Annotated in this window: 29 protein-coding genes and 1 tRNA gene; 8 read left to right on the forward strand and 22 right to left on the reverse strand. The window is 61.1% G+C overall.

The features are described from left to right. Positions 1-49: 49 nt before the first annotated feature. Positions 50-1,177, reverse strand: coding sequence for an S-(hydroxymethyl)glutathione dehydrogenase/class III alcohol dehydrogenase (locus tag AB8A50_RS03445; protein WP_089267214.1), 1,128 nt, complete (start codon positions 1,175-1,177; stop codon positions 50-52). A gap of 101 nt (positions 1,178-1,278) precedes the next feature. On the opposite strand from AB8A50_RS03445, the gene AB8A50_RS03450 reads away from it, so the two are divergent. Continuing rightward, positions 1,279-2,166: a DMT family transporter gene (locus tag AB8A50_RS03450; protein WP_439076858.1), complete on the forward strand. Its 888-nt coding sequence runs from the start codon at positions 1,279-1,281 to the stop codon at positions 2,164-2,166. An 82-nt stretch (positions 2,167-2,248) separates the two neighbouring features. Here the strand turns inward: AB8A50_RS03450 and AB8A50_RS03455 are convergent, their stop codons facing one another. From AB8A50_RS03455 to AB8A50_RS03465, 3 genes are all read right to left on the reverse strand, one after another. Continuing rightward, complete coding sequence (locus AB8A50_RS03455; protein ID WP_068730647.1) at positions 2,249-2,611, reverse strand: hypothetical protein; 363 nt, start codon at positions 2,609-2,611, stop codon at positions 2,249-2,251. 74 nt (positions 2,612-2,685) lie between these two features. Next, positions 2,686-4,182: a cryptochrome/photolyase family protein gene (locus AB8A50_RS03460; protein WP_439076859.1), complete on the reverse strand. Its 1,497-nt coding sequence runs from the start codon at positions 4,180-4,182 to the stop codon at positions 2,686-2,688. 342 nt (positions 4,183-4,524) lie between these two features. Continuing rightward, positions 4,525-5,184 (reverse strand): peroxiredoxin, encoded by a 660-nt coding sequence (locus AB8A50_RS03465; protein WP_089267220.1) that lies wholly within the window; start codon positions 5,182-5,184, stop codon positions 4,525-4,527. 67 nt (positions 5,185-5,251) lie between these two features. On the opposite strand from AB8A50_RS03465, the gene AB8A50_RS03470 reads away from it, so the two are divergent. Both AB8A50_RS03470 and AB8A50_RS03475 read left to right on the forward strand, forming a co-directional pair. After that, complete coding sequence (locus AB8A50_RS03470; RefSeq protein WP_439076860.1) at positions 5,252-5,467, forward strand: hypothetical protein; 216 nt, start codon at positions 5,252-5,254, stop codon at positions 5,465-5,467. A gap of 100 nt (positions 5,468-5,567) precedes the next feature. Next, the gene (locus AB8A50_RS03475) at positions 5,568-6,134 is read left to right on the forward strand and encodes a hypothetical protein (protein ID WP_175367330.1); all 567 of its coding nucleotides are present in this window, start codon (positions 5,568-5,570) and stop codon (positions 6,132-6,134) included. A 70-nt stretch (positions 6,135-6,204) separates the two neighbouring features. Here AB8A50_RS03475 and AB8A50_RS03480 read toward each other — a convergent pair whose 3' ends face one another. After that, on the reverse strand, positions 6,205-8,034 hold the full coding sequence (locus AB8A50_RS03480; protein ID WP_439076862.1) for an alkaline phosphatase family protein: 1,830 nt from the start codon (positions 8,032-8,034) through the stop codon (positions 6,205-6,207). Between the two features lie 156 nt (positions 8,035-8,190). Here AB8A50_RS03480 and AB8A50_RS03485 point away from each other — a divergent pair, with 156 nt between their 5' ends. Genes AB8A50_RS03485 through AB8A50_RS03495 form a run of 3 tightly spaced genes read left to right on the forward strand, consistent with a single transcriptional unit; the run spans position 8,191 to position 11,369 of the window. Then, the gene (locus AB8A50_RS03485) at positions 8,191-10,206 is read left to right on the forward strand and encodes an acetyl-CoA carboxylase biotin carboxylase subunit (RefSeq protein WP_231080892.1); all 2,016 of its coding nucleotides are present in this window, start codon (positions 8,191-8,193) and stop codon (positions 10,204-10,206) included. Further along, positions 10,203-11,069 (forward strand): isocitrate lyase/PEP mutase family protein, encoded by an 867-nt coding sequence (locus AB8A50_RS03490; RefSeq protein WP_320443900.1) that lies wholly within the window; start codon positions 10,203-10,205, stop codon positions 11,067-11,069. The genes AB8A50_RS03485 and AB8A50_RS03490 overlap by 4 nt, the downstream gene beginning before the upstream one ends. Beyond that, complete coding sequence (locus AB8A50_RS03495; protein WP_439076865.1) at positions 11,070-11,369, forward strand: acylphosphatase; 300 nt, start codon at positions 11,070-11,072, stop codon at positions 11,367-11,369. Positions 11,370-11,384: 15 nt separating this feature from the next. On the opposite strand, the gene lipB is transcribed toward AB8A50_RS03495, so the two are convergent. Then, positions 11,385-12,113 (reverse strand): lipoyl(octanoyl) transferase LipB, encoded by a 729-nt coding sequence (lipB, locus tag AB8A50_RS03500; RefSeq protein WP_439076867.1) that lies wholly within the window; start codon positions 12,111-12,113, stop codon positions 11,385-11,387. 81 nt (positions 12,114-12,194) lie between these two features. Between lipB and AB8A50_RS03505 the strand changes: the two genes are divergently transcribed. Together AB8A50_RS03505 and AB8A50_RS03510 are read left to right on the forward strand one after the other, a co-directional pair. Then, complete coding sequence (locus AB8A50_RS03505; protein ID WP_068730739.1) at positions 12,195-12,437, forward strand: FliM/FliN family flagellar motor switch protein; 243 nt, start codon at positions 12,195-12,197, stop codon at positions 12,435-12,437. A 101-nt stretch (positions 12,438-12,538) separates the two neighbouring features. Next, positions 12,539-12,623: transfer RNA gene (locus AB8A50_RS03510), tRNA-Leu, on the forward strand. 34 nt (positions 12,624-12,657) lie between these two features. On the opposite strand, the gene AB8A50_RS03515 is transcribed toward AB8A50_RS03510, so the two are convergent. The 16 genes from AB8A50_RS03515 to AB8A50_RS03590 all read right to left on the reverse strand — a co-directional run bounded on the left by AB8A50_RS03515 (position 12,658) and on the right by AB8A50_RS03590 (position 20,951). Beyond that, on the reverse strand, positions 12,658-13,743 hold the full coding sequence (locus AB8A50_RS03515; RefSeq protein WP_439076869.1) for a tyrosine-type recombinase/integrase: 1,086 nt from the start codon (positions 13,741-13,743) through the stop codon (positions 12,658-12,660). Then, complete coding sequence (locus tag AB8A50_RS03520) at positions 13,743-13,937, reverse strand: hypothetical protein (protein ID WP_439076871.1); 195 nt, start codon at positions 13,935-13,937, stop codon at positions 13,743-13,745. The genes AB8A50_RS03515 and AB8A50_RS03520 overlap by 1 nt, the downstream gene beginning before the upstream one ends. Further along, positions 13,934-15,091 (reverse strand): DNA-methyltransferase, encoded by a 1,158-nt coding sequence (locus AB8A50_RS03525; protein WP_439076873.1) that lies wholly within the window; start codon positions 15,089-15,091, stop codon positions 13,934-13,936. Before AB8A50_RS03525 ends, AB8A50_RS03520 begins: the two co-directional genes overlap by 4 nt. 32 nt (positions 15,092-15,123) lie before the next feature. After that, complete coding sequence (locus tag AB8A50_RS03530) at positions 15,124-15,591, reverse strand: hypothetical protein (protein WP_439076875.1); 468 nt, start codon at positions 15,589-15,591, stop codon at positions 15,124-15,126. Next, positions 15,588-15,890 carry a hypothetical protein gene (locus tag AB8A50_RS03535; RefSeq protein WP_439076877.1) on the reverse strand — a complete coding sequence of 101 codons (303 nt, stop codon included), beginning with the start codon at positions 15,888-15,890 and terminating at the stop codon, positions 15,588-15,590. The genes AB8A50_RS03530 and AB8A50_RS03535 overlap by 4 nt, the downstream gene beginning before the upstream one ends. Before the next feature lie 190 nt (positions 15,891-16,080). Then, positions 16,081-16,740, reverse strand: a complete 660-nt coding sequence (locus AB8A50_RS03540) for a hypothetical protein (RefSeq protein ID WP_439076879.1) — start codon at positions 16,738-16,740, stop codon at positions 16,081-16,083. A 255-nt stretch (positions 16,741-16,995) separates the two neighbouring features. Further along, entirely contained in the window at positions 16,996-17,499 is a 504-nt protein-coding gene (locus AB8A50_RS03545) for a hypothetical protein (protein WP_439076880.1), read from the reverse strand. Continuing rightward, positions 17,496-18,431, reverse strand: a complete 936-nt coding sequence (locus AB8A50_RS03550; protein ID WP_439076882.1) for a hypothetical protein — start codon at positions 18,429-18,431, stop codon at positions 17,496-17,498. Before AB8A50_RS03550 ends, AB8A50_RS03545 begins: the two co-directional genes overlap by 4 nt. 192 nt (positions 18,432-18,623) lie before the next feature. Further along, a complete protein-coding gene (locus AB8A50_RS03555; RefSeq protein WP_439076884.1) occupies positions 18,624-18,902 on the reverse strand; it encodes a hypothetical protein in 279 nt (92 codons plus the stop codon). Next, positions 18,899-19,219 carry a hypothetical protein gene (locus AB8A50_RS03560; RefSeq protein ID WP_439076885.1) on the reverse strand — a complete coding sequence of 107 codons (321 nt, stop codon included), beginning with the start codon at positions 19,217-19,219 and terminating at the stop codon, positions 18,899-18,901. The genes AB8A50_RS03555 and AB8A50_RS03560 overlap by 4 nt, the downstream gene beginning before the upstream one ends. A gap of 47 nt (positions 19,220-19,266) precedes the next feature. Continuing rightward, complete coding sequence (locus AB8A50_RS03565; RefSeq protein ID WP_439076886.1) at positions 19,267-19,668, reverse strand: hypothetical protein; 402 nt, start codon at positions 19,666-19,668, stop codon at positions 19,267-19,269. Positions 19,669-19,863: 195 nt separating this feature from the next. Beyond that, a complete protein-coding gene (locus AB8A50_RS03570; protein ID WP_439076887.1) occupies positions 19,864-20,046 on the reverse strand; it encodes a hypothetical protein in 183 nt (60 codons plus the stop codon). Further along, entirely contained in the window at positions 20,043-20,219 is a 177-nt protein-coding gene (locus AB8A50_RS03575; RefSeq protein WP_439076888.1) for a hypothetical protein, read from the reverse strand. Before AB8A50_RS03575 ends, AB8A50_RS03570 begins: the two co-directional genes overlap by 4 nt. After that, positions 20,219-20,416, reverse strand: a complete 198-nt coding sequence (locus tag AB8A50_RS03580) for a hypothetical protein (RefSeq protein WP_439076889.1) — start codon at positions 20,414-20,416, stop codon at positions 20,219-20,221. The genes AB8A50_RS03575 and AB8A50_RS03580 overlap by 1 nt, the downstream gene beginning before the upstream one ends. Then, positions 20,416-20,709 carry a hypothetical protein gene (locus AB8A50_RS03585; protein ID WP_439076890.1) on the reverse strand — a complete coding sequence of 98 codons (294 nt, stop codon included), beginning with the start codon at positions 20,707-20,709 and terminating at the stop codon, positions 20,416-20,418. The genes AB8A50_RS03580 and AB8A50_RS03585 overlap by 1 nt, the downstream gene beginning before the upstream one ends. Next, positions 20,709-20,951 carry a hypothetical protein gene (locus AB8A50_RS03590; protein WP_439076891.1) on the reverse strand — a complete coding sequence of 81 codons (243 nt, stop codon included), beginning with the start codon at positions 20,949-20,951 and terminating at the stop codon, positions 20,709-20,711. Before AB8A50_RS03590 ends, AB8A50_RS03585 begins: the two co-directional genes overlap by 1 nt. Between the last annotated feature and the right edge of the window lie 62 nt (positions 20,952-21,013).

Genomic DNA, 21,013 nt, shown 5'->3' on the forward strand with positions numbered 1-21,013 from the left:
CGAAGCTCGTTGGCTTCGCGTGCCATCCTTCTTCAGACCGCGGATGCGTCTAAAACGTCACCACACCGCGGATACTCTCCCCGCGCTTCATCAGATCGAAGCCCTTGTTGATATCCGCCAGCGGCATCACGTGGGTGATCATCGGGTCGATCTGGATCTTGCCCTGCATGTACCAGTCGACGATCTTCGGCACATCGGTACGGCCGCGGGCGCCGCCGAAGGCCGAGCCGCGCCAGACGCGGCCGGTCACCAGCTGGAACGGACGCGTCGAAATCTCCGCGCCGGCAGGCGCCACGCCGATGACGATGGATTCGCCCCAGCCGCGGTGGCAGGCTTCCAGCGCCTGACGCATGACCGTGACATTGCCGGTGCAGTCGAAGGTGTAATCGGCGCCGCCGATCTGGTCTGCACCGCGTTTGGTCATGTCGATGAGATGCGGGACCAGATCCTTGCCTAGCTCCTTCGGATTGACGAAGTGGGTCATGCCGAAGCGCTCGCCCCAGGCCTTGCGGTCATTATTGATGTCGACGCCGATGATCATGTCGGCGCCGGCGAGACGAAGACCCTGCAGCACGTTGAGGCCGATGCCGCCGAGACCGAACACGATGGCCTTGGCGCCTTGCTCCACCTTGGCGGTGTTGAACACCGCGCCGATGCCGGTGGTGACGCCGCAGCCGATATAGCAGACTTTGTCGAACGGCGCGTCCTCGCGGATCTTCGCCACCGCGATCTCAGGCAGCACGGTGTAATTGGCGAAGGTCGAGGTCCCCATATAGTGGTGAACAGGCTTGCCCTCGAGCGAGAAGCGCGAGGTGCCATCGGGCATCAGGCCCTGACCCTGCGTCGCGCGGATCGAGGTGCAGAGATTGGTCTTGCGCGACAGACATGACGGGCACTGGCGACATTCTGGCGTGTAGAGCGGGATGACATGGTCGCCCTTCTTCACCGAGGTGACGCCGCGGCCGACATCGACGACGACGCCGGCGCCTTCATGGCCGAGGATCGCCGGAAACAGACCTTCGGGATCGGCGCCCGACAAAGTGAACTCGTCGGTGTGGCAGATGCCGGTGGCCTTGATCTCGATCAGCACTTCGCCGTCGCGCGGACCTTCGAGCTGAACGGTGGTGATCTCCAGCGGCTTTCCGGCACTGATGGCAACGGCGGCGCGAACGTCCATGGCAAATTCCTTCGATAATGGTCTTGGTGTCGTGATGTCAGGCGGCAGGTCCGCGCAAACAGCCATTGCCGCTTAGCACATGATGGGGCAGTGAGCAGCCCATGAAACAGGTTCAGAAAAGCGATCTTGAAATCCTGATCGGACGCGCCGCACCCATCGTCTTCGTGCTGCTGTGGAGCACCGGTTTCATCGGCACCAAATATGTGCTGAACGGCGCTGAACCTCTGACCTATCTGACCGTGCGCATGATGCTGGTGATCGCGATCATGGCGGTGATCGTCGCATGGGTGCGACCGGCGTGGCCGGATCGCGCGGGCATCGGCCACAGCATCGTCGCCGGGCTGCTGGTGCAGGGGCTTTATCTCGCCGGTACCGTGTTTGCGGTCGCGCATGAGGTCCCGGTCGGTCTGTCGGCACTGATCCCGGGTCTGCAGCCGATCCTCACCTCGATCCTCGCCAGTCGGTTTCTCGGTGAGCGCGTCACGCCGCTGCAATGGGGCGGGGTGGCGCTCGGTCTCGCCGGCGTGTTGCTGATCCTGCACGGTCGGCCGATGACGGGCGAGGCGGGCTGGGGCTGGTTCGCGTCCGCCATTTCGCTGATCACGATCACCGTCGGCACGCTCTATCAGAAGCGCTATTGCGGCGGCATCGACTGGCGCACGGGCAGCTTCATTCAGCAACTCGCAGCAATGGTCATGCTCGGCATCGGCGCGTGGGCCCTTGAGACCAATGTGATCCACTGGTCGGCGGAGTTCGTGCTGTCGGTGGTGTGGCTCGCGGTGGTGCTGTCGATCGGCACCGTCGGGCTGCTCTACTGGCTGCTGCGGCGTCAGGCCTCGAGCCAGGTGGCGAGTCTGTTCTATCTGGTGCCGGCCGTGACGGCGCTGATGGCGTTCGTTCTGTTTGGTGAAAAGCTCGATGTCGTTGCCATCATCGGCATGATTGCCTGCGGCGCTGCGGTATTGCTGGTCAACCGCGCCAGGGCCTGACGCCATCCTGCGTCAATCCAGACCCCGGACATGAAAAAGCCTCCGGGCTTGGACCCGGAGGCTTTCACATCTGCGAAGAAGCTTACTTCTTCTTGGCAGCCTTCTTGGCCTTCTTGGCCTTCTTCGGAGCGGCCTTCTTGGCGGCCTTCTTCACGGTCTTCTTGGCAGCCTTCTTCACGGTCTTCTTGGCGGCCTTCTTGACGGTCTTCTTCACTGCTTTCTTAGCCATTGGTCTCGCTTTCTGGGTTTTCTTCTTTGAAGATTTCTTCGCAGAAGTTTTCTTGGTGGACTTCTTCGTCTTCTTAGCCGGGGTCACTTTCTTTGCGACTTTCTTTGCGGCCTTCTTGACCTTCTTCGCCACCGAGGTGGCGACTTCCTTAGTCGCGTCGGCTGCGCTGCTAAGCGCGTCCGTCACTTGCTCCAGGACTGGAGTGTCGTCGTTCATAGCATCCCCCAACATTGTCGACTTTTTCACGTTAGTCCGATTCGGGCGCGTGTTGAAGAGTGTGTTATCGACAGTCAACTATTTCGTATCGTTGTGTACGCCTTCAATGCGCGCTCGCGACCGACTTTGTGATCGACGATCGGCGACGGATAGTCTTTGCCTAAAGTGATTCCCGCGTTTTTGAGTTCGAGCGGTGAAGCTGTCCAAGGCTGATGAATATGTTTTGTGGATAGTTCTGTCAGTTCGGGTATCCAGCGCCTGACATAGACACCACCGGGATCGAACTTCTCACCCTGCAGGATCGGATTGAAGACGCGGAAGTAGGGTGCTGCATCCGCGCCGGAGCCTGCGACCCACTGCCAGTTGGCGGGATTGTTGCCCGCATCCGCGTCGACAAGCGTATCCCAGAACCACTTCTCGCCCTCGCGCCAGTCGATGAGCAGATGTTTGACGAGGAAAGATGCGACCACCATGCGTACGCGATTGTGCATCACACCGGTGTGCCAGAGCTCGCGCATGCCCGCATCGACGATCGGATAGCCGGTCAGACCGCGTTGCCACGCGCGCAACGCCGTCCGATTGGTCTTCCATGGGAACTCATCGAAGGACGATTGCAGATTGCGCGTGGCCAAATCGGGAACATCGAATAGCAGATGGCGGCAGAACTCGCGCCAGCCGACTTCGCTCATGAACTTTGCGATGTCGCTGCTGTGCTTCGGATGTTCTGCAGCTGCGAAATGCGCGGCAGTCCAGATCTGCCGCGGACTGATCTCGCCAAAGCGTAGATGCGGCGAGAGGTGCGATGTGATCTCGCGGTCAGGCCGATCGCGATCGCTGCTATAGCCCGCGATCTCCTTGAGGAAACGCTTGAGATGTTTCTGCGCCGCAGCTTCGCCGGGCCTCCACGTCTCGCGCAGACCGCCGGCCCAGTCGGGCTTCGATGGCTCTAGCGCCCAGTCGGCAAGCCTGTCGCTCTTCACCTTCGGCGCGGGCATTAGTTTCTTCGGCGCCGGAAGCGGCTTCGCCGGTTCGCCCATCGTCTGAACGCGCCGCCAGAACGGTGTGAACACGCGCAGGCCGCGGCTCTCCTTCGTGCCGGTCTCCTTGGCGCGGATTGTCGCAGGATGCGCCAGCAGGTCGCCCGGAAAGCTCTGCGTACCGACATCGAGATCGGCGAGCGCTTCGGTGACGCCATCGGCGACCGCGAGATGCGGCGCCTGCGCGATCTCGTTCCAGAAGACGTGGCTGGCGTCGACTGCGCGCGCCACATCGACAATGACGTCGGCGGCAGCGCCCTTGCGCAGCACCAGCGTGCCGCCGATGGCGTCGAGGCTTGTGCTGAGTGCGCGCAGCGACTGCGCCAACCACCACCTCGTCGCGCCGCCCATCGGCCGCGCTTGCGGTGGCTTCAATGCCTTGCTCTGTTCATCGAGGATGTAGAGACAGATCACCGGCGCATTGCGCCTGGCTGCGGCATGAAGGGCAGGGTGATCGGACAGACGAAGGTCGTCGCGAAACCAGACGACGATAGGTGCCTGCGTCGGTGTTGAGGTCGAAGATTGATCGGTCATCACTCATCCAACGCGGATGTCGGGTGATTGATCCGGCCGCGAATACCGCGAGAGGCTTTGCAACCCTGCGCTCATGAGCGCCTAGTATCAGGATATTTATTACCGAATTGGTACTGGAAGCGGTTTTGAAACGGTACGCGATTCGCTACGCGACGACGTTCGCCGCCATGCTGCCGCTGGATCTGCTCTTCCTCGGCATCGTTGCGAGAACTCCTCGCAAGGACGTGGAGAAGGGACCCATGACGACGGAGAGTGCCTGCAGCATCGATTGGACGAGTCAAAGAAAAGAGGCGCCGCGATCTCTCGCGGCGCCTCTTTCGTTCTTGCAAATCAGTCGCAGCGTTACTTCGGCTGCGGCACGATGCGGATATAGGGCTTCGGTTCTTTCCAGCCATTCGGATAGATCGTCTTGGCTTCGTCGTTGGTGACGGAGCCGGCGATGATGACGTCCTCGCCATGCTTCCAGTCTGCCGGCGTGGCGACGCGATGCTTGGCGGTCATCTGCAGTGAATCGATCACGCGCAGGATTTCCTGGAAGTTGCGGCCGGTGGTCATCGGATAGACCAGCACCAGTTTGATCTTCTTGTCCGGCCCGATGATGAAGACGTTGCGCACGGTGGCGTTGTCCGCGGCGGTGCGGCTGTCGGCATCGCCCGCCACGTCGGCGGGAAGCATGTTGTAGAGCTTCGAGACCTTGAGGTCGGTGTCGCCGATCATCGGGAAGGTCGGGCGGGCGCCCTGGGTTTCGTTAATATCGTCGACCCACAGCGCGTGCTTGTGCACGGGGTCGACGCTGAGGCCGATCAGCTTGACGCCGCGCTTGTCGAACTCCGGCTGCAGCTTGGCAAGCGCGCCGAGCTCGGTGGTGCAGACCGGGGTGAAGTCCTTCGGATGCGAGAACAAAAGAGCCCAGCTATCGCCGATCCAGTCGTGGAACTTGATGCGGCCAGCCGTGGTTTCGGCCTCGAAATCGGGGGCGACGGCGTTGATCTGGAGCGTCATGATGGACCTCATGTCATTCTGATTACAGATGAATTTCGTGGGCCATTATAAAGGCGCACGTTGGTAAATGGAACTGTCCGGCAAAAAGGACAAGAACTTTCTTCAAATTCAGCGCGCACTGGCATTCAGTTTCACGCAAGGCGGCTGCGGCAAAATACCCACGCAACATGATGTTATCGGATGCCGTGATGTTGCCTCCCGCGCGGCGCAATCCCGCCTGACCGCATCGCCACACCTGATCGAACCCAGCAGCGTCTCGGCGCGACTGAACTGCAACGGTTAGGGATAAGAAGAACTCCTGTCGATCTCTTAACCGAGCGTTAAGTCGCCCATGGAATTGCTGGGCTATGTTGAGAAATATGCTGCAAACAGAAGAGCTTGAAATGTCATCCGCTGCCGCTGCCGACGTATTCGGCGCCATCGAAACGTCCTCCATCAACGATCATCGCGCTGCGGCGCACGCCCTCGCCATCGTGCGCGACGGCGTCATCACCGGCGAAGGCCCGACCACCCGTGGCCGTATCCATTTCTCCCGTGCACTCGATGCCGATGACGCCGCCTGGTGCGAGCGCATCCTGGGTGCGTCTGCACTGGCCAGCCAGCCGGTCAGCCGCGATGAGGCCGAGGCACTGTTTGCGATCAACGAAGCTGCGGCCGAGCGCAGCGATGACGGACGTTTCGACGACCTGTTCGCCAAGGCGGTCGTGCATCACGCGGCGTCCGCGTCGGGCCTGCCGGTGCCGCCGCGCGCAGTAGCGCTGTCGCCCGATGTTGCCATCGAGACCTGGGCGCCGACCAAGGCCGTTGGCGTGAATATCGAAGTGCTCGAATGGATCGCTTCGCAGATGCGCGCCAAGCGCGTCAGCAATGCCGCCATCATGACGCTGGTCACGACCGTGGTCGGCGCCGCGACGCTGCAACTGCCGAACGTGTTCGACATCGGCATGTAAGCCGGTCGCAGACCATCAGAATACGAAAACGGCGGAGCGTGACTCCGCCGTTTTTTGTTCGGGCTGTCGCTTACTTCGCGTCGAGTCCGACAGTCCGGCCCGGGAAGCCGGCGACATCGAAATACTTGTGCTCGCCGACCTTCTGCAATTGCAGCACCGTGACCAGACCCTGATCGTCGGGCGCCGAACGCATCACGTCGGTCGTTGCCGTTGGCGTCTCGCCCGTCACCGTCGCTTCGCTCATCACACGGCCGATCAGGCTGCCTTTGGCATCGCGCTTGAGACCGAGCAGATGCGCGGCGGTCATGCCGGTATCGGCATTGCTGACCGGCAGGGGATCGACGAAGCCGGCTTTGAAGTCCGGACCGATCGCCGCCATGAAGTTGTGGGTATCGCCGCGCCCGAACGAACCATGCATGCCCTGGCCCTGACGCAGCACGGTGTCGGCGACCTCGACCTGGCACGCCGCCGGCTCTTCGCAGCCCTCCGAATAGGAGCGGAATGAGACGACGATCGCGGGATGCGGCGTGACAGCCTTGCCGGACAGGTTGATCGACGACAGTGGCAGCGCGCCGGGGAAGGAGCCCAGCGAGTCCTCCACGAAGATGCCGCTGATGTAATCCTGTTTCAGCAGCGCCTTTACGGTGCGGCCGGCGAGGTCCTTGTCGCCGGTCGGCAGATAGATCAGGTCAGAGCCGCCATTGGTGGCGATGATCAGCTCGGGCTTATCCTTGTCCTTGCCGATATAGGCGTTGCCGGCCTTCGGATACGCATTGTCGGCAACGGCGGCGAATTTGTCGTTGGGGTCGAACAGCGGCAGGTCGAGCGACTTGGCGAGATCGATGGCCAGGAAGCCCAGCGGCAGGAAGCCTTCCGGCGTATCCGCATAGGTGCCCTTGATGGTCGCCGAGGTCTTGCTCTCCTTGGAGATCGTCGAGAAGCCGTGATCCGCCGAGATCATGATGTTGGTATTGGCACTGAGCCCGAGATCGTCGAGCGTCTTGCGCAGTTGCGCGAGATTGTCGTCGGCATTCTTGATCGAGGCCAGCGAGGAGGGGCCGTTGATGCCGGGCGTCACCTTGTTGAGGCTGTCGCCCTGGTTGTGCTGGGTGCCGTCGGGATCGCGCGACCAGAAGATGAGCACGAACGGCTTGTTGCGTGCCTTGAACATCGGCAGCACCACTTTGCTCGCGACATCGGCCATATAGGCCTGCTGCTTGATATTGGCTTCCGTGGTGCCGGGCGTCTTGGCGTCGCCCGCCTTGCCATTGTCGCCGCGGCCGGGTGTTTCCACCGCCAGGCCTGCCTTGGCCAAGGCGTCCTTCATCTCGTCAGACAGGGGAATGCCGAGCAGCTTGCCTGCTTTGTCGATGCTGCCGGTCTGGTCGTCGATGGTGATCGTCTCCTTGCCGGTGCGTTCGGTGTGATCGAACATCAGCGTCGGGCCGACCTTGCCGATCGCGGCCGTGGAATAGCCGGCCTTGCGCGCGGCCTTCAGCAGCGTTTCCTCATTGAGGTAGTCGCCGTTGAATTGCTCGTCGAGGTCGCCCAGCACCTGGTCGTGTTCGATGAAGGGGATCGGGCTGTTGTTCTGCACCGGGGTCGGATGGCCGGTATAGATTGAGTTCGAGAACACGCCAGTATCGCCGAGATAATGGCCGGACGCCATGCCCGACGCATTGGCCATGGTGAAGGTCGGAAACAGCGAATGAGAGTTCCGGAAATTGACGCCTTTATCCCGCACTGCGGACATCGCGGGCGCCGTTTCCGGCGTCACTTTCAGCGCCCGGAGCCCATCAGGTACGAACAAAATGAGGTTGCGGGGAGGGCTGTTTTGGGCGAAAGCCGTTGTTGCGGATACAAAAGTAAGACTGAGGGAGAGGATGGTGGCGCAGCGCATGAAAAACCTCGCTTCGAAAGAACTCGGCCGATCCGGTCCAGACGTCTTCTCTAGTTTTTGTCCGCGACAGAATTGTTACGACTGCGGCGCCATGCCACATTGTACCGTCGACCCCATCTTTCCGATCCCGCCTCAAGGTTGCAAGTAAGACAGCTCATGTTCAAAAAAATTCTGATCGCCAATCGCGGCGAGATTGCCTGCCGGGTCATCAAGTCCGCCCGCAAGATGGGTATCAAGACCGTCGCCGTCTATTCCGAAGCCGATCGCGATGCGCTGCATGTCGAGATGGCCGACGAGGCCGTGTTCATCGGACCTCCGGCCGCGGCCGAGAGCTATCTCCTGATCGAGAAAATCGTCGAGGCCTGCAAGAAGACCGGCGCCGAAGCGGTGCATCCCGGCTACGGCTTCCTGTCCGAGCGCGAGGCCTTCCCGCGCGCGCTGGAGGCCGCCGGTATCGTGTTCATCGGCCCCAATCCCGGCGCCATCGCCGCCATGGGCGACAAGATCGAATCCAAGAAGGCGGCAGCCAAGGCCAACGTCTCCACAGTGCCGGGCTATCTCGGCGTCATCGAGGACGACAAGCACGCCGTGAAGATCGCCGACGAGATCGGCTATCCCGTGATGATCAAGGCGTCCGCTGGCGGCGGCGGCAAGGGCATGCGCATCGCGCATTCGACTTCGGAAGTGGTCGAGGGTTTCAACCTCGCCAAGGCCGAGGCGAAGTCGTCGTTCGGCGACGACCGTGTCTTCATCGAGAAGTTCATCGTCGATCCCCGCCACATTGAAATCCAGGTGCTCGGCGACAAGCACGGCAACGTGATCTATCTCGGCGAGCGCGAATGCTCGATCCAGCGCCGCAATCAGAAGGTCATCGAGGAGGCCCCGTCGCCGCTACTCGACGAGACCACCCGCCGCAAGATGGGCGAGCAGGCCGTCGCGCTGGCCAAGGCCGTGAATTACGACTCTGCCGGCACCGTGGAATTCGTCGCCGGTCAGGACAAGAGCTTCTACTTCCTCGAAATGAATACCCGTCTGCAGGTCGAACATCCAGTGACTGAGCTCGTCACCGGCGTCGATCTCGTCGAGCAGATGATCCGTGTCGCTGCCGGCGAGAAGCTGCAGCTTGCGCAGAAGGACGTCACCCTGACCGGCTGGGCTGTGGAGTCCCGCGTCTATGCGGAAGACCCGTTCCGCAACTTTCTGCCGTCCATCGGCCGCCTTGTGAAGTATCGTCCGCCGGCCGAGAGCAAGTCCGACAACATCACCGTGCGCAACGACACCGGCGTGCAGGAGGGCGGCGAGATCTCGATCTATTACGATCCGATGATCGCCAAGCTTGTCACCCACGCCCCGTCGCGCGCCGCCGCCATCGAGGCGCAGTCTCATGCGCTCGACGCCTTCTATATCGACGGTATCCGCCACAACATTCCGTTCCTGTCGGCGCTGATGAGCCATCCGCGCTGGCGCGAGGGCAATCTCTCCACCGGCTTCATCGCCGAGGAATTCCCAAAGGGCTTCGCCGCCAGGGCGCCGGAGGGCGAAGTCGCCCGCCGTATCGCCGCGGTGGCCGCGGCCGTCGACTCCATCTACGGCGAACGCAAGCGGCAGATTTCCGGCCAGTTGATCGGCCGTCCGGTGACCCGTGCGGGTCGCCGCGCCGTGTGGCTGGAGCGCGAGGAGATCGCGCTCGACGTGGCCCGTGACGGCGATGTCGTGACGGTGGCCTTCGTCGGTGCTGACGGCAAGACGGGTGTGCCGCATAAGCTCTCGTCGTCCTGGAAGCCGGGCGTGCCGGTCTGGGAAGGCACCATCGACGGACACAACGTGGCCATGCAGGTGCGCCCTCAGACGTCGGGCATCCGCATCGCGCATCAGGGTTATGAAGTCGCGGTCAATGTCTTCACCGAGGCGGAGGCTACCGCTGCGCGCCTGATGCCGGTGGGCGTCAAGGCCGACACCGGCAAGAAGCTGCTGTGCCCGATGCCGGGCCTCGTGGTCTCGATTGCCGTGACCGAAGGTCAGGACGTCAAGGCCGGCGAGACCCTCGCCGTTGTGGAGGCGATGAAGATGCAGAACGTGCTCCGCGCCGAACGCGACGGCACCGTCAAGAAAATCCATGCCGCTGCTGGCGCAACGCTGGCGGTGGATGCGCTCATTCTTGAATTCGCGTGACGACGTTCCGGCAACGCCGTTACGGCCTCCGGGCGCTTCTGTCCGGCGATCGCTGCATGCGTCCGGGATCGGTCTATGACGCGATCTCGGTGCGTATCGCCGAAGACCTCGGCTTCGAGGTCGGCATGTTCGGCGGCTCGGCGGCGTCGCTCGCCATTCTCGGCGATCCCGACATCGCGCTGATCACGCTGTCCGAACTCACCGAGCAGATGCGGCGGATGTCGCGCGCCGGCTCGCTGCCGGTGCTGGTCGATGCCGATCACGGCTATGGCAATGCGCTCAATGTCCGCCGTACGGTGGAAGAGCTGGAAGCCGCCGGCGCCGCCGGCCTGACCATCGAGGACACGCTGCTGCCCGCCGCCTTTGGCGAAGCGAAGGCGCAGCTGATCTCTCCCGAAGAGGGGCTCGGCAAGGTCAAGGCTGCACTGAATGCGCGACAGGATCCGGCGCTGGTGATTGTGGGGCGTACTGGTGCTGCATCGATCACCTCCGTGGATGACGCGATTGCGCGAGCCAAATCCTATGAGGCCGCCGGCGTCGATGCAGTGATGTTCACCGGCCTCAAGAGCCGCGCCGAGCTGCAGGCGGCGTCAGCCGCGACCACGCTGCCCATCGTGCTGGGCAGTCCCACCGATGACATGGATTGGGATTTCCTCAGCGCCCAGCGCGTCCGCATCGCCATTCAAGGGCACGCGCCGATCTCGGCGGCGACGGCCGCCGTCCATGCGACTCTTAAAGCGGTACGCGAAGGTGCGGGGCCGAAGGATCTGAAGAATCTTGCCTCAAGCGAGTTGATGGACAGCGTCACCCGTGGTGCCGTCGTGAAACAGCGCGGCATCGATTTCCTGGGACTCAAGAAATAGATGAGTGGCGTGATCCGTCACGTGATGATCCTCGGCCGCGTGCAGGGCGTTGGCTATCGCTACTGGGCCGGCCAACAAGCCTCGTTGCTCGGCCTCGAAGGCTGGGTGCGCAACCGCCGCGATGGCAGTGTGGAAGCGGTGTTTGCGGGGCCGGCCGATACTGTCACTGACATGATCGAGGCGTGTCACCGTGGTCCAACGGCCGCGCGCGTCGATAGCGTCGTGACAAGCGATGCCACGTCCGACATGCTTGCCCTACGCGTCAACGGCGAGGTTTTCTCGCAACTGCCGACGCTGTAATTCGGATTGGGTCGCTCAGACCGCCGTTTCCGCTGCGAGCTGCTCGCTCTCGCCGAATACTTCCCCGAACGCCTGCCGCAGCGCCACGTCCACATCGGTCATGCTAACGGGCAGGCCAAGATCGACCAGGCTGGTGACGCCGTAGCGCGGATCGACCACGCCGCAGGGCACGATGGCGTCGAAATGCGCGAGGTCCGGTTCGACATTGATGGCGATGCCATGGAACGAGACCCAGCGCCGCAGCCGCACGCCGATGGCGGCGATCTTGTCTTCATATCCCGCGCCCTTGTCGGGGCGCGCGACCCAGACCCCGACGCGGTCCTCGCGCCGTTCGCCCTTCACGTTGAAGGCGTCCAGCGTCCGGATGATCAGGTCTTCCAGTGCCGCCACATAGGCCCGAACGTCGGGCCGGCGCGCCTTGAGGTCGAGCATCACGTAGGCCACCCGCTGGCCGGGGCCGTGATAGGTCACCTGGCCGCCGCGGCCGGTCTCGAACACCGGATATCGGGCATCCAGCAGGTCGTCAGACTTGCCTGATGTGCCGGAAGTGTAGAGCGGGGGGTGTTCCAGCAGCCAGACCAGTTCCGGCGCGGTGCCGTCGGCAATGGCCGCCGCCCGGGCTTCCATCTCGGCGACGGCGTCCGGATAGGGAATCGGGGCATCGGATACCCGCCATTCCACCGGCCGGCCGGGGAGGCCGCGAGAAAACACCGTTAAATCGAGGGTTTGGCGGTCATTAACCATTGGCTAACCATAACATGTTGATCTCGCAGGCACCGCAATCTTGCATCTGTGCGATCCTGCATCTGGGAATTTGAGGCCGACGTGCCAACCCTCGATAAAATTACCGTCGATATCATGGTGGTTCTCGGCACCACGTCTATGCCCGTCCATCAGGTGATGCGGCTGAGCCGCGGCGCCATCATCGAACTGGATGCCACAGAGCAGGACGAGGTCAAAATCCTCGCCAACAACCTGCCTGTCGCATCAGGCGTGGTGATGGTCGATCGCAACCGGATTGCGGTTGAGGTCAAGCAGATGCTGCCCCGGTCGCCTGACCACAGATAGGTAGCCCGGAGAGGCCAAGAGGCCTTGTCTCCCCATCATTGGTTTGTTACATCGGCGCCGGTTGATCCGGCCGGGCGATTTGCCCTCGCCGGATTTCTTTAGCGCTCGTGGCGGAATTGGTAGACGCGCTGCCTTGAGGTGGCAGTCCGTAACAGGGTGGGGGTTCGAGTCCCTCCGAGCGCACCACCTCCAAAATATCACATTGAAATCGTTGTACTATTTACGCTTCACCCCTCACCTTATGGTCGGGTGAGGGAATAGAAGTTTCTGTTTCGGTCCTGGAAAGCTTGGCGCCGGCACGCGTGGCCAGCCGCTTTCGGTTCGACGCCTTAGTGTAGATCTTCGACGTCTGCCCGTCTTCCCAACCGAACAGCGCGTCCAGTTCCGAATCGGTCCCGCCGCGGTCCGCGACGTTGGTGGCTGCAGCCTTACGCAGGCCATGGGCTGACTTTTTGATCCCCGCCGCTCGGCAGGCTTCAGCGAACAAATTCCCCAAGACTTCCTTCTTGAGCGACCCGCCGGTGAGGGCATTCCCGATGAATGCCATGTCCCCGGTCGGGCCGGCGTCCAGGGTGGCCTGAAGCTCGGGCAACACGGGGATGTAAACCCATGTCCCGGTCTTCTCGGTCTCAAGGCTGATCATGCCGTTCTTGACGTGCTGCTTGCCGACCTTGGCGGCGTCGCCGCGGCGCAGACCGGTGTAGAGGAAGATGTCGAACATGACCCTCTGACGGGTGCCGCGGGGCCAGCGGCGCTCGAACGCCTCGATGTCGTCGTCGGTCCAGACCGGGAAGCCGCCCTTCTTTTCCTTTTTCGACCGTTTGAACTTGATGCCCTGGGTCGGGTCGGTTCGGGCAAGCTTCGTGTCGATCGCCCAGGCGAACATATTGCGCATGGTGGTGACGAAGTGCTTGGCCTGCGAAGGCGTGCCCGCGCGCCGATCCTTGCCGGCCTGAATGGAGGCGGCGTTGATCTTCGAAAGTGCGTGGCTTCCGGCGGCCTTCAGGACCGGGCGCATGATGTTCTCGCGCTGCTTGCGGGTGGCAAGCGATAGGTCGCGCCATGCGTCGGACTGGCGATAGAGCATCCACAGCCATTCCAGCGTGCCCTTGGCGGCTTTACCGGGCGCCGGGGCACGCTCGCCTTGGAGGGCGGCCTGATAGGCTTCCTCGAACTCAGGCGTGCCATAGGTAGCGTTGATCCTGATCCGCGGGCCTTTGCCCATGCGGACATACCAGACCGTTTTGCCATGGCGGCTGACCTGGTGATGCAGATATTGGGGTCTTGGTCTGGGCATGGTGTGCATTACAGAACCACGATCTCATCATCTTCAAGCTGCGGATCGGGCGCCGGGACGAGTTTTCCACCCCGCGGCACCTCCAAATGCACGAAAATGGACCCGTCCTGCCGCAACTCGACTGCCTTGGCGCCAGCCTGAAGCGCCGCGCGGGTCGCACGGGCGATGTCAGCCTGGTTGAATCGGGCAGCCGTCCGGCTCATGGGGCCACCTTGTCGTGCGGAACGATCGCGGTAGCCTCAAGCTGGGCAAACATGCCGGCGTCGCCGCGAATGCGTCGATCGGCAATGGCTGCGTATTCGGGGTTAAGTTCGATCAGGATGGCGTCGCGCTGCAATCGATCGGCTACCAAGCCGGTTGTGCCGGCGCCGCCGAATGGATCGATAACGGTCCCGCCGATAGGGCAGCCGGCCAACACCATTGGTTCGATCAGAGAAGGCGGGAAGGTCGCGAAATGTGCGTCCCGGAACGGCTGCGTTGCCACGTCGAAAGCAGTGATCTCGCGGTCATTTCCGACTGCGCCTGCCGGGCCATCAATGCTCTGGACGAAGAAGTCTGAGTTGCGGAAAGCTCGAGCCTGGCGCTGCTCGTCTTTCTCCATCGCGTCCCAACGGTCATTGAACCCTGCGTGCCGGCGCGAGTGACCGCGCTGCTTATCGCCGCCCACGGCTTTCATGGTGCCGTTGGTCTTGGCGCCCCCGTTACCTCGAGTTGAGCCGTCCTGGCTCTCCACGTCTTGCGCCAGGCGCTTGACGCTGCTCTCTGCCATTGTCCGCTTCACGGCCTCGTAATCGTAGAAATAGGTCGGGGCCTTCGAAAGCAGGAAGATGGTTTCGCAGGCGCTGGTCGGCCTGTCCTGGGTGCTCTCCGGCATGGGGTTTCGCTTCACCCACGGATGCCACTGGCGCAGCCACCAACCATCCGCGCGTAGGGCAAAAGCGACCATCCACGGAATGCCGATCAGGTCTTTCTGCTTCAGCCCAGCGGGCGGGGGCACCCAGGCGCGGCCCAAAGCGCCTTCGGCGACCTGGCGCGAATGCAATCCAGCGGCAAGTTGCGATCCTCGAGCTACGCGCGAATTGTCCTGGCCGGTAGTCGATCCGTCTAGCGTGCCCTTGCCGCCGGCATAGCCGCCGCGACCGCTGCCGGCATAACTGTCTCCGAGGTTGAGCCAGAGCGTGCCGTCGTCGCGCAGCACGCGCTTAACCTCCCGAAACACATCGACCATCTCGGCAACGAAATCTTCGGGCGTAGCCTCGAGACCAATCTGTCCATCGACGCCGTAGTCACGCAGTCCGAAGTAGGGCGGCGACGTTACACAGCAATGCACGGATTCATCCGGCAGCGTGCGCAGCACTTCGCGGCAGTCGCCATGTCGAATGGTTACAGTCACTTATCGCTGCCCCCGTGTTCCTGAGAGGGGACGGAAACACCATCGCGCTGCATGGACGCAATCAATTTGAGAACGTCGATGAAGGCCGCGGCTCGTTCCGACTGACCGGCTTCGCGCATCGGCCGGATCTGCGCCGATAGCGTCTTCCATAAAACTGGAAGCGGGGATCGCCTTAGCGGGTGAGGCGATCCCCTTCCAGCGCGCTTGAGACGTTGAGCGCCCTGTGGTTGGGCAGTCCAGAAAATATCTGCACCAACACGATCTGACGGCTCGTCAAAGCCAGCCGCCAACACATCAGGCCATTGAGCCGTCAGTGTTCCTGCTGCCCGCTTCGCTACCGAGCGGGCAAAACTGTTTGGGACGATAATATCCGAATGCGCGTGGGCTGCATTTCTGACTGCACCTTCAACGACACGGAGGATGCGTTTCTGCGATGGATTTGCGCGCTTATATAGACTGCTCATGCCTGGCGCTCCGTCGCAAACACCGCGGATGCCGCGCGAATGTGGCCAGCAGTGAGGCTCATTGCAGCGGGCGATTCCCAGAGATTGTCGGCGTCGAAGGCATTCTCGTGAACATCGGCAGCCACCTCGGCGAATGGCTTCAATGCGAGAAGCGCGGCGTCGCGTTCGGCGATAAGGCATTCGATCAGTTCAGCGGATTGGCGCAATAGCTCCGCTTTCACGCGAATGGTTTCGTTCGACTGATCTGCCCATGGCTGTTTGGCATAATACTTCAACAATCCAAGGATGATGTCGCTCATGGCTTGCCTCCATTGTCAGCGTCGATAGCGGCCTGGATGGAGTCGTCTTCGTCCCCAAACACCGTTGGACCCCAGTCGAAGAAGAACGACCTGTCGAACCATCGAACCCAGATCAGCAGCGGGCGCCGATAGATGCGCACACGCGGTCGCAGGACAAACCAACCCATATTGGTCCGCTGAATGTGAAATCTCATGCTGCCACCCGCTGAGCCAGACGCGGATCGTTCACGGCATGCATTGCCCGGAAGAAGCCCCGCGGAGATGCGCTTCGGAAGTCCGCCCGATCGTCGCCAGGCGATGCGAAGTGGATACGGTTGTCTGGCGGCCCGAGCGTCTCGTCCTTTGCCTCTGAAGGCATGACGAAACCGTTGCCGGCCCAAATGCAGGTCTTCTTGGTGTAATTGTCTTCAGCACACCAGCGCGTGTAATCGCTGGGATCAAAGTAATGATCCGGCTTCCCGATGTGCGGGATCGACGACAGCACGCCGACCGAGTTCTCCATCATGTATGGAATGCCAGCCCACTCGAAGCCGTGGCGGGCGCTCTCGTAATATTCGAGCGAGTCCCGCAGGAAATATCCAGCCTTCTTCCGAAAATCCCGCGCGCCGCTGCCGGCAACGTGGGTGCAGGGCGTCATGGCGACGCCAAAGACAGGGCGAACACCAGCCGGCGGGCTCCAAGAGCGCACGTCACCCCATGCGAAGGTGATGCGGCCGGCGCCGTGCTGGACTACCCGATCGCGGCGGATGCTGTGCTGGATGTCGATGCAGTAGCAATCCCAGCCAGCTTCAGCCCACGGCTCGGCAGCGTGGCCGCTGACGTCACACATGAAAATGATGGCGTCAGTCATGAGACGCCCCGATCATGGCCGGGACGAAAACACCCGCATGAACGCCTTCGACGTGTTGTAAGGGCATTCCGTGGCGAGCGGCGTGACCGCAGCAAACCTTGTTCGGCTCGGAATGGCAGGCCCATGCAGTGCCAGCATCGTCGCAGATTGAGTTGACTTCTCCGGTGCCGGGAAGGCATCCGAGATTGTAAGCCGTTTCAGTTGCCGGGTGGCCATAGTTGAACGGGCAGCCGTCACAGTATCCTTTGCGGATCGTCATGAGGCGCCCCGATCATTGACCGCCACTGACGGGCTGGGTTGCGCGGTGTTTTTCCAATCGCCTCGCAACACCGACTCGGCGTGATCTAGGCTTGCCTGCAGATCGGTTTGCGTCTTGCAGGCCTTGAAAAGGCGGACAAGCGCGTGGTGCGTCAGACGAGATTGAATGTCCTGATCTGAGGGCGCGGTGGACTCGGTGATCCGCGACACAATGAACGCGCCAATATAATCAGACCAACTCTGTAAGCATGCAGAGCTTTCCGATGGCAGACTTTTGAGCGCCCACGCATCAAGCGCATCTTGCCAATCATCGGGGTTCGTCAGTGATTGCGCTGCGCCAACGCCCTTGCGTAAAATCTCAACAATCAGGTTAAACCCACCGATTTCCGCTTGGATGTCTGGATCGCCTTCTTCTTCCGCATTCGTGATGAACCCTTCAATCGTGCCGAGGGCGGCTGCGATATCTTTCGGGAGGTCAGCGTAGCTATCGAACTGCTTCATGACTTCTTCCTCCCACGGTCATGGCGAGGTCCGTCATATTCGCAGTTATCACGATCCTTGCACCGCTCAGTGCAACCGCAGTGTCCGTCACCGTGAGGGTCGGTGTCCGGCGGGGGAGGTGCGTGTTCATTGCGAGGCACGAGACGACCCAGCCGGCTCATTGAAGGCCGCACATGACCCTCAAATTCCCGGACGTATTCGTCATCGTTCGCGTCGTCCAATTCTTCCAGGCGGTCGAGAAGAAACCGGGCCTCGTGCTGTATCTCTGCCAAGTTCGGCGCCGAAACGGGGGCTACAGAAAGTCCGAGGATCGATCTCAAGTCTTTCAGCCACGAAATTTCGCGGTTGTTACGCTCGATCTTCTCTGGCGCGCTGAGGCGATTATCCTTGCCGTACAGCGCATTCGCGGTCGCCAGATCTTCAAGGCGCGCATTGATATGCGCCCTAGCATCCTGCCACCCGGATTCCATCATTGCGGGCGAAAGGGCGCCGCGAAGTCCAGCAAGCTCAATCTTCAAATCGCTGATGAGATTGTCGTTGTTGTGCCTGCAGGGCTCAACGTCCTTGAAGCTCTCGGCAATCCGATCAAGCGAGTCCAAAAGGACGCTGGTGCTCCGGAGATCAACGGTTCTGGCAGTTGATTGCGCCATCGCGGAAACAGTTAGAGCTAGCCCATTCTGGCAACCGCACTGTTTTTTATCGAAGCACTGACCGATAGTTAGATCGTCAGGTTCGCTGTTCATCGGCCGCGGACAGGTGCAATCGCGCAAGGCCGCCAGTAGCACCGCCGCGCCGGGCTCTTGTGCAGATGGGGCAACTGCGAGTATGAGTCCGCTATCATCCAGCATGTCGCGGATCTGGCCCGCTTCAAACTCGCCGGTGTAGCCCTTCATAAACTCCCAGAATTGCTCAGGCGTCCATTTCCCGCTCACTTTGCGCCTCCCTCAGCCAGGGCGGCGCGGCCGGCGTCGGTTGCTTTGACGGTGCAACGGCCATATTTGCTGACTACGACTGAAACCAGCCCGCGCTGACGCAATGCTTGCATTGGCCCGTATTGGTCAGTGCAGGAAGCTCCGATCTCGTGGCTCGACCTCGAAAGTAAATCCATCTGAGCCGGCGTGAGCTTAACCATGGGATTTCTCCTCATGGGAGCGGAGCGCGGGCATCCTCCAGACCTTTTCTGGAAGCGGCAGGTTCACGATGTGGTTAACTAGTGCTTCGCCGCGGTCTGTCGCTCGGTATCCGCTGCCACTTTTCTGGTCGCGCCGGATCAGGTCCTCGTCCAGCAATTCTTGTGTATATGCCCTGACAGCCAGCGAGTTGGCATGGCCCGGGTTGTCCGCAGCGTATGGCTCGGCAATCGCGTAATAGTGGAGCAGCATCTGCCAATGAAGCGGCGTCATGACTGCGCATCCCCACGGTTTGAGTCATGGGAAGCACCTACGCCAGTGGGCTCCGCGGTCGCGGCGTATGCCTTGGCGCGTTCGACGATCATGGCGTCAGCCATTTCGTAGGCCATCATAGCCATTGTTGCGGCAGCGCCGGCAGTCTTCAGGCGATCTGTAGCAGCGATGATTATCTTGGTATCAACGGCCAATATGGCAGGCATCGACTGCCCCGCGAACCAGTCGCGCATCGACATACCCTTTTCGCCATACGCATAGTCATCATTGGCGCGCGGGAATGCGGGTCCGCCGTCGTCAAATTTCTGCTCTGCCATTTGAAAAGCCCCTGGTGGTGTCGTGTTGACGGTAGAACTCGGATGCGTCAGGCGACGGCTTCAGCCCACTTCGCATCGCCGGTCGTGAGATAGCTGCGGAGTGCGCGAGCGGCTTGAGGTACCGTGATTTCACTCATCGGAATGGTGTGTTGATCAGGGTAAAACAGAGTTTCCAGCGCATCTGGGCGACTGCACCCGGAGAATCTGACTCCACTCACCATTTGGGCTGTGCCGCCGATGCAACATGCCGTTCCGCAAGTGTGCCTAAACGCGAACGACGCCATATTAAATTCACCGCTGAAGCGATATTCGTCGCCTTCGGTAAGGGCGTCGATTGCCACATGACGGAGGTGTCCAGTCTCTAACAATACAAGCGTTTTCTGCAATGCGTCGCGCTGAGGTTCGGTAATGCCAAGTTCGGCGGCGGAAATGAAAGACTGTGCGAGCATCGAAAATCTCCTGTAAAATAAGGGGTTCAGCGTTTCTGCTGCGTCAGCGAAAGAGCAAAACTGACAGGATGAACCAGCAGATTGCGTTCGTTTCGTAGTGGTCACTGCGTGAGTGTTCGCCCTTACGCTCGCGAACAACGGCGCCAATAATGTTCAGTCCGCCAAGAATAACTGTGACCAATCCAAGGACCACGTTCATCGCGGCTCTCCTTGCGCGTCGTCATAAGTCCCGGTCGCGGCTTCGGACGGGCACTGAAAGGACAGAAGGACGCACACCATTCCCCTCTGAAAATCGATCTCAGCCAACCGTTCGGCAACTGGCGCATCGCACTGCCACCACTCACGGAGAAGTTCGTTGGCGATATCTTGCGCGGTCATTCAGGCCTCCCGACGCTCAGGATTGATTGTTTGATAGCTGCAAGGGCAATCGAAGCTTTTTGCTCCCAAACGTCGCCGCCGCGCCTGGCGTCTTCAAGAACGTGGCGAGCCAGTCGCAGCGCGGCGCACAGAACGTCGATATCGGCTTCTTTGATTGCGCGATCCAAGCTCATCACATGCGCTCCGCTTGTTCGACGGTTAGCGCAGCGCTATCAATATGATTGATGCGGATGACCTCGATCTTCTCAACCGTGTCCCAGTGGGGACCGCGTTCAACCAGATCGTGGATCTCATGAAGCTCTGACACGCGATGCTCAACATCGACGATGCCGGCATCAGTGCGATAATGAATGGTTGCTTGCCAGCGCATCACGCCACCTCGTGCTTGCGCAGATCGCGTGCATGATCCCATGCGGCGAACTGGGGGTGAGCAGCTTCGACCTTCAACTCATCTTCTGCCGCGTCGATAAGCTCGGCAGTGACATCTTCCATCAAGCCGTCAGCGATGTGATGGATGAAGACGATCCGGTCGAGTTCCTTCGACTTGATGCGATCGATGATGTTGTTGCGCGTCAGCTCCGGCGTGACATCGGCGCCGAAGCCAATGCGCCCGCCAAAGTCTCGCATCACGACGTAATAGGAATGGCTGATGGTGCGGGGCATTATGCTTCCTCCACGAGGGAGCGCGCCCAAGCCACGAATTCAGCGGCATTATCGACATCAGCCGAAATCTTCTGCTGCATGTCTTCCTCAACCATCTCGTAGAGAGCTTCTTCAAGCTGCTCGTCCGTCATGTTGGGGGAGACGTCGATATCTTCCGGCCGGATGACCAAACTCTGCGGGCGGGATTTGCCGACATAGCCGTCAGCGACTTCGTACTTTGCGATGAACTTGTCGTTCGCCATGATCTGAAAGCCCTCTGATCTGACGGTCGCTGCCGTCGTTCGGTGATCAGAACTTACACTAG

Origin of the sequence: Tardiphaga sp. 841_E9_N1_2 (genome assembly GCF_051811065.1) — a bacterium.
GTDB classification, from domain to species: domain Bacteria; phylum Pseudomonadota; class Alphaproteobacteria; order Rhizobiales; family Xanthobacteraceae; genus Tardiphaga; species Tardiphaga robiniae.

Bases quoted from the DNA above. Each gene is read 5' to 3' on its own strand.
- AB8A50_RS03465 (WP_089267220.1), bottom strand. From the start codon at position 5,184: ATGACGCTCCAGATCAACGCCGTCGCCCCCGATTTCGAGGCCGAAACC.
- AB8A50_RS03535 (WP_439076877.1), bottom strand. From the start codon at position 15,890: ATGAGCGACATCATCCTTGGATTGTTGAAGTATTATGCCAAACAGCCA.
- AB8A50_RS03570 (WP_439076887.1), bottom strand. From the start codon at position 20,046: ATGACCGCGCAAGATATCGCCAACGAACTTCTCCGTGAGTGGTGGCAG.
- AB8A50_RS03545 (WP_439076880.1), bottom strand. From the start codon at position 17,499: ATGAAGCAGTTCGATAGCTACGCTGACCTCCCGAAAGATATCGCAGCC.
- AB8A50_RS03455 (WP_068730647.1), bottom strand. From the start codon at position 2,611: ATGAACGACGACACTCCAGTCCTGGAGCAAGTGACGGACGCGCTTAGC.
- AB8A50_RS03450 (WP_439076858.1), top strand. From the start codon at position 1,279: ATGAAACAGGTTCAGAAAAGCGATCTTGAAATCCTGATCGGACGCGCC.
- AB8A50_RS03530 (WP_439076875.1), bottom strand. From the start codon at position 15,591: ATGAGCAGTCTATATAAGCGCGCAAATCCATCGCAGAAACGCATCCTC.
- AB8A50_RS03580 (WP_439076889.1), bottom strand. From the start codon at position 20,416: ATGCGCTGGCAAGCAACCATTCATTATCGCACTGATGCCGGCATCGTC.
- AB8A50_RS03540 (WP_439076879.1), bottom strand. From the start codon at position 16,740: ATGACTGACGCCATCATTTTCATGTGTGACGTCAGCGGCCACGCTGCC.
- AB8A50_RS03495 (WP_439076865.1), top strand. From the start codon at position 11,070: ATGAGTGGCGTGATCCGTCACGTGATGATCCTCGGCCGCGTGCAGGGC.
- AB8A50_RS03590 (WP_439076891.1), bottom strand. From the start codon at position 20,951: ATGGCGAACGACAAGTTCATCGCAAAGTACGAAGTCGCTGACGGCTAT.
- AB8A50_RS03520 (WP_439076871.1), bottom strand. From the start codon at position 13,937: ATGAGCCGGACGGCTGCCCGATTCAACCAGGCTGACATCGCCCGTGCG.
- AB8A50_RS03575 (WP_439076888.1), bottom strand. From the start codon at position 20,219: ATGAGCTTGGATCGCGCAATCAAAGAAGCCGATATCGACGTTCTGTGC.
- AB8A50_RS03445 (WP_089267214.1), bottom strand. From the start codon at position 1,177: ATGGACGTTCGCGCCGCCGTTGCCATCAGTGCCGGAAAGCCGCTGGAG.
- AB8A50_RS03585 (WP_439076890.1), bottom strand. From the start codon at position 20,709: ATGCCCCGCACCATCAGCCATTCCTATTACGTCGTGATGCGAGACTTT.
- AB8A50_RS03475 (WP_175367330.1), top strand. From the start codon at position 5,568: ATGTCATCCGCTGCCGCTGCCGACGTATTCGGCGCCATCGAAACGTCC.
- AB8A50_RS03480 (WP_439076862.1), bottom strand. From the start codon at position 8,034: ATGCGCTGCGCCACCATCCTCTCCCTCAGTCTTACTTTTGTATCCGCA.
- AB8A50_RS03565 (WP_439076886.1), bottom strand. From the start codon at position 19,668: ATGCTCGCACAGTCTTTCATTTCCGCCGCCGAACTTGGCATTACCGAA.
- AB8A50_RS03460 (WP_439076859.1), bottom strand. From the start codon at position 4,182: ATGACCGATCAATCTTCGACCTCAACACCGACGCAGGCACCTATCGTC.
- AB8A50_RS03560 (WP_439076885.1), bottom strand. From the start codon at position 19,219: ATGGCAGAGCAGAAATTTGACGACGGCGGACCCGCATTCCCGCGCGCC.
- AB8A50_RS03485 (WP_231080892.1), top strand. From the start codon at position 8,191: ATGTTCAAAAAAATTCTGATCGCCAATCGCGGCGAGATTGCCTGCCGG.
- AB8A50_RS03515 (WP_439076869.1), bottom strand. From the start codon at position 13,743: ATGCACACCATGCCCAGACCAAGACCCCAATATCTGCATCACCAGGTC.
- AB8A50_RS03470 (WP_439076860.1), top strand. From the start codon at position 5,252: ATGGAACTGTCCGGCAAAAAGGACAAGAACTTTCTTCAAATTCAGCGC.
- lipB (WP_439076867.1), bottom strand. From the start codon at position 12,113: ATGGTTAATGACCGCCAAACCCTCGATTTAACGGTGTTTTCTCGCGGC.
- AB8A50_RS03555 (WP_439076884.1), bottom strand. From the start codon at position 18,902: ATGACGCCGCTTCATTGGCAGATGCTGCTCCACTATTACGCGATTGCC.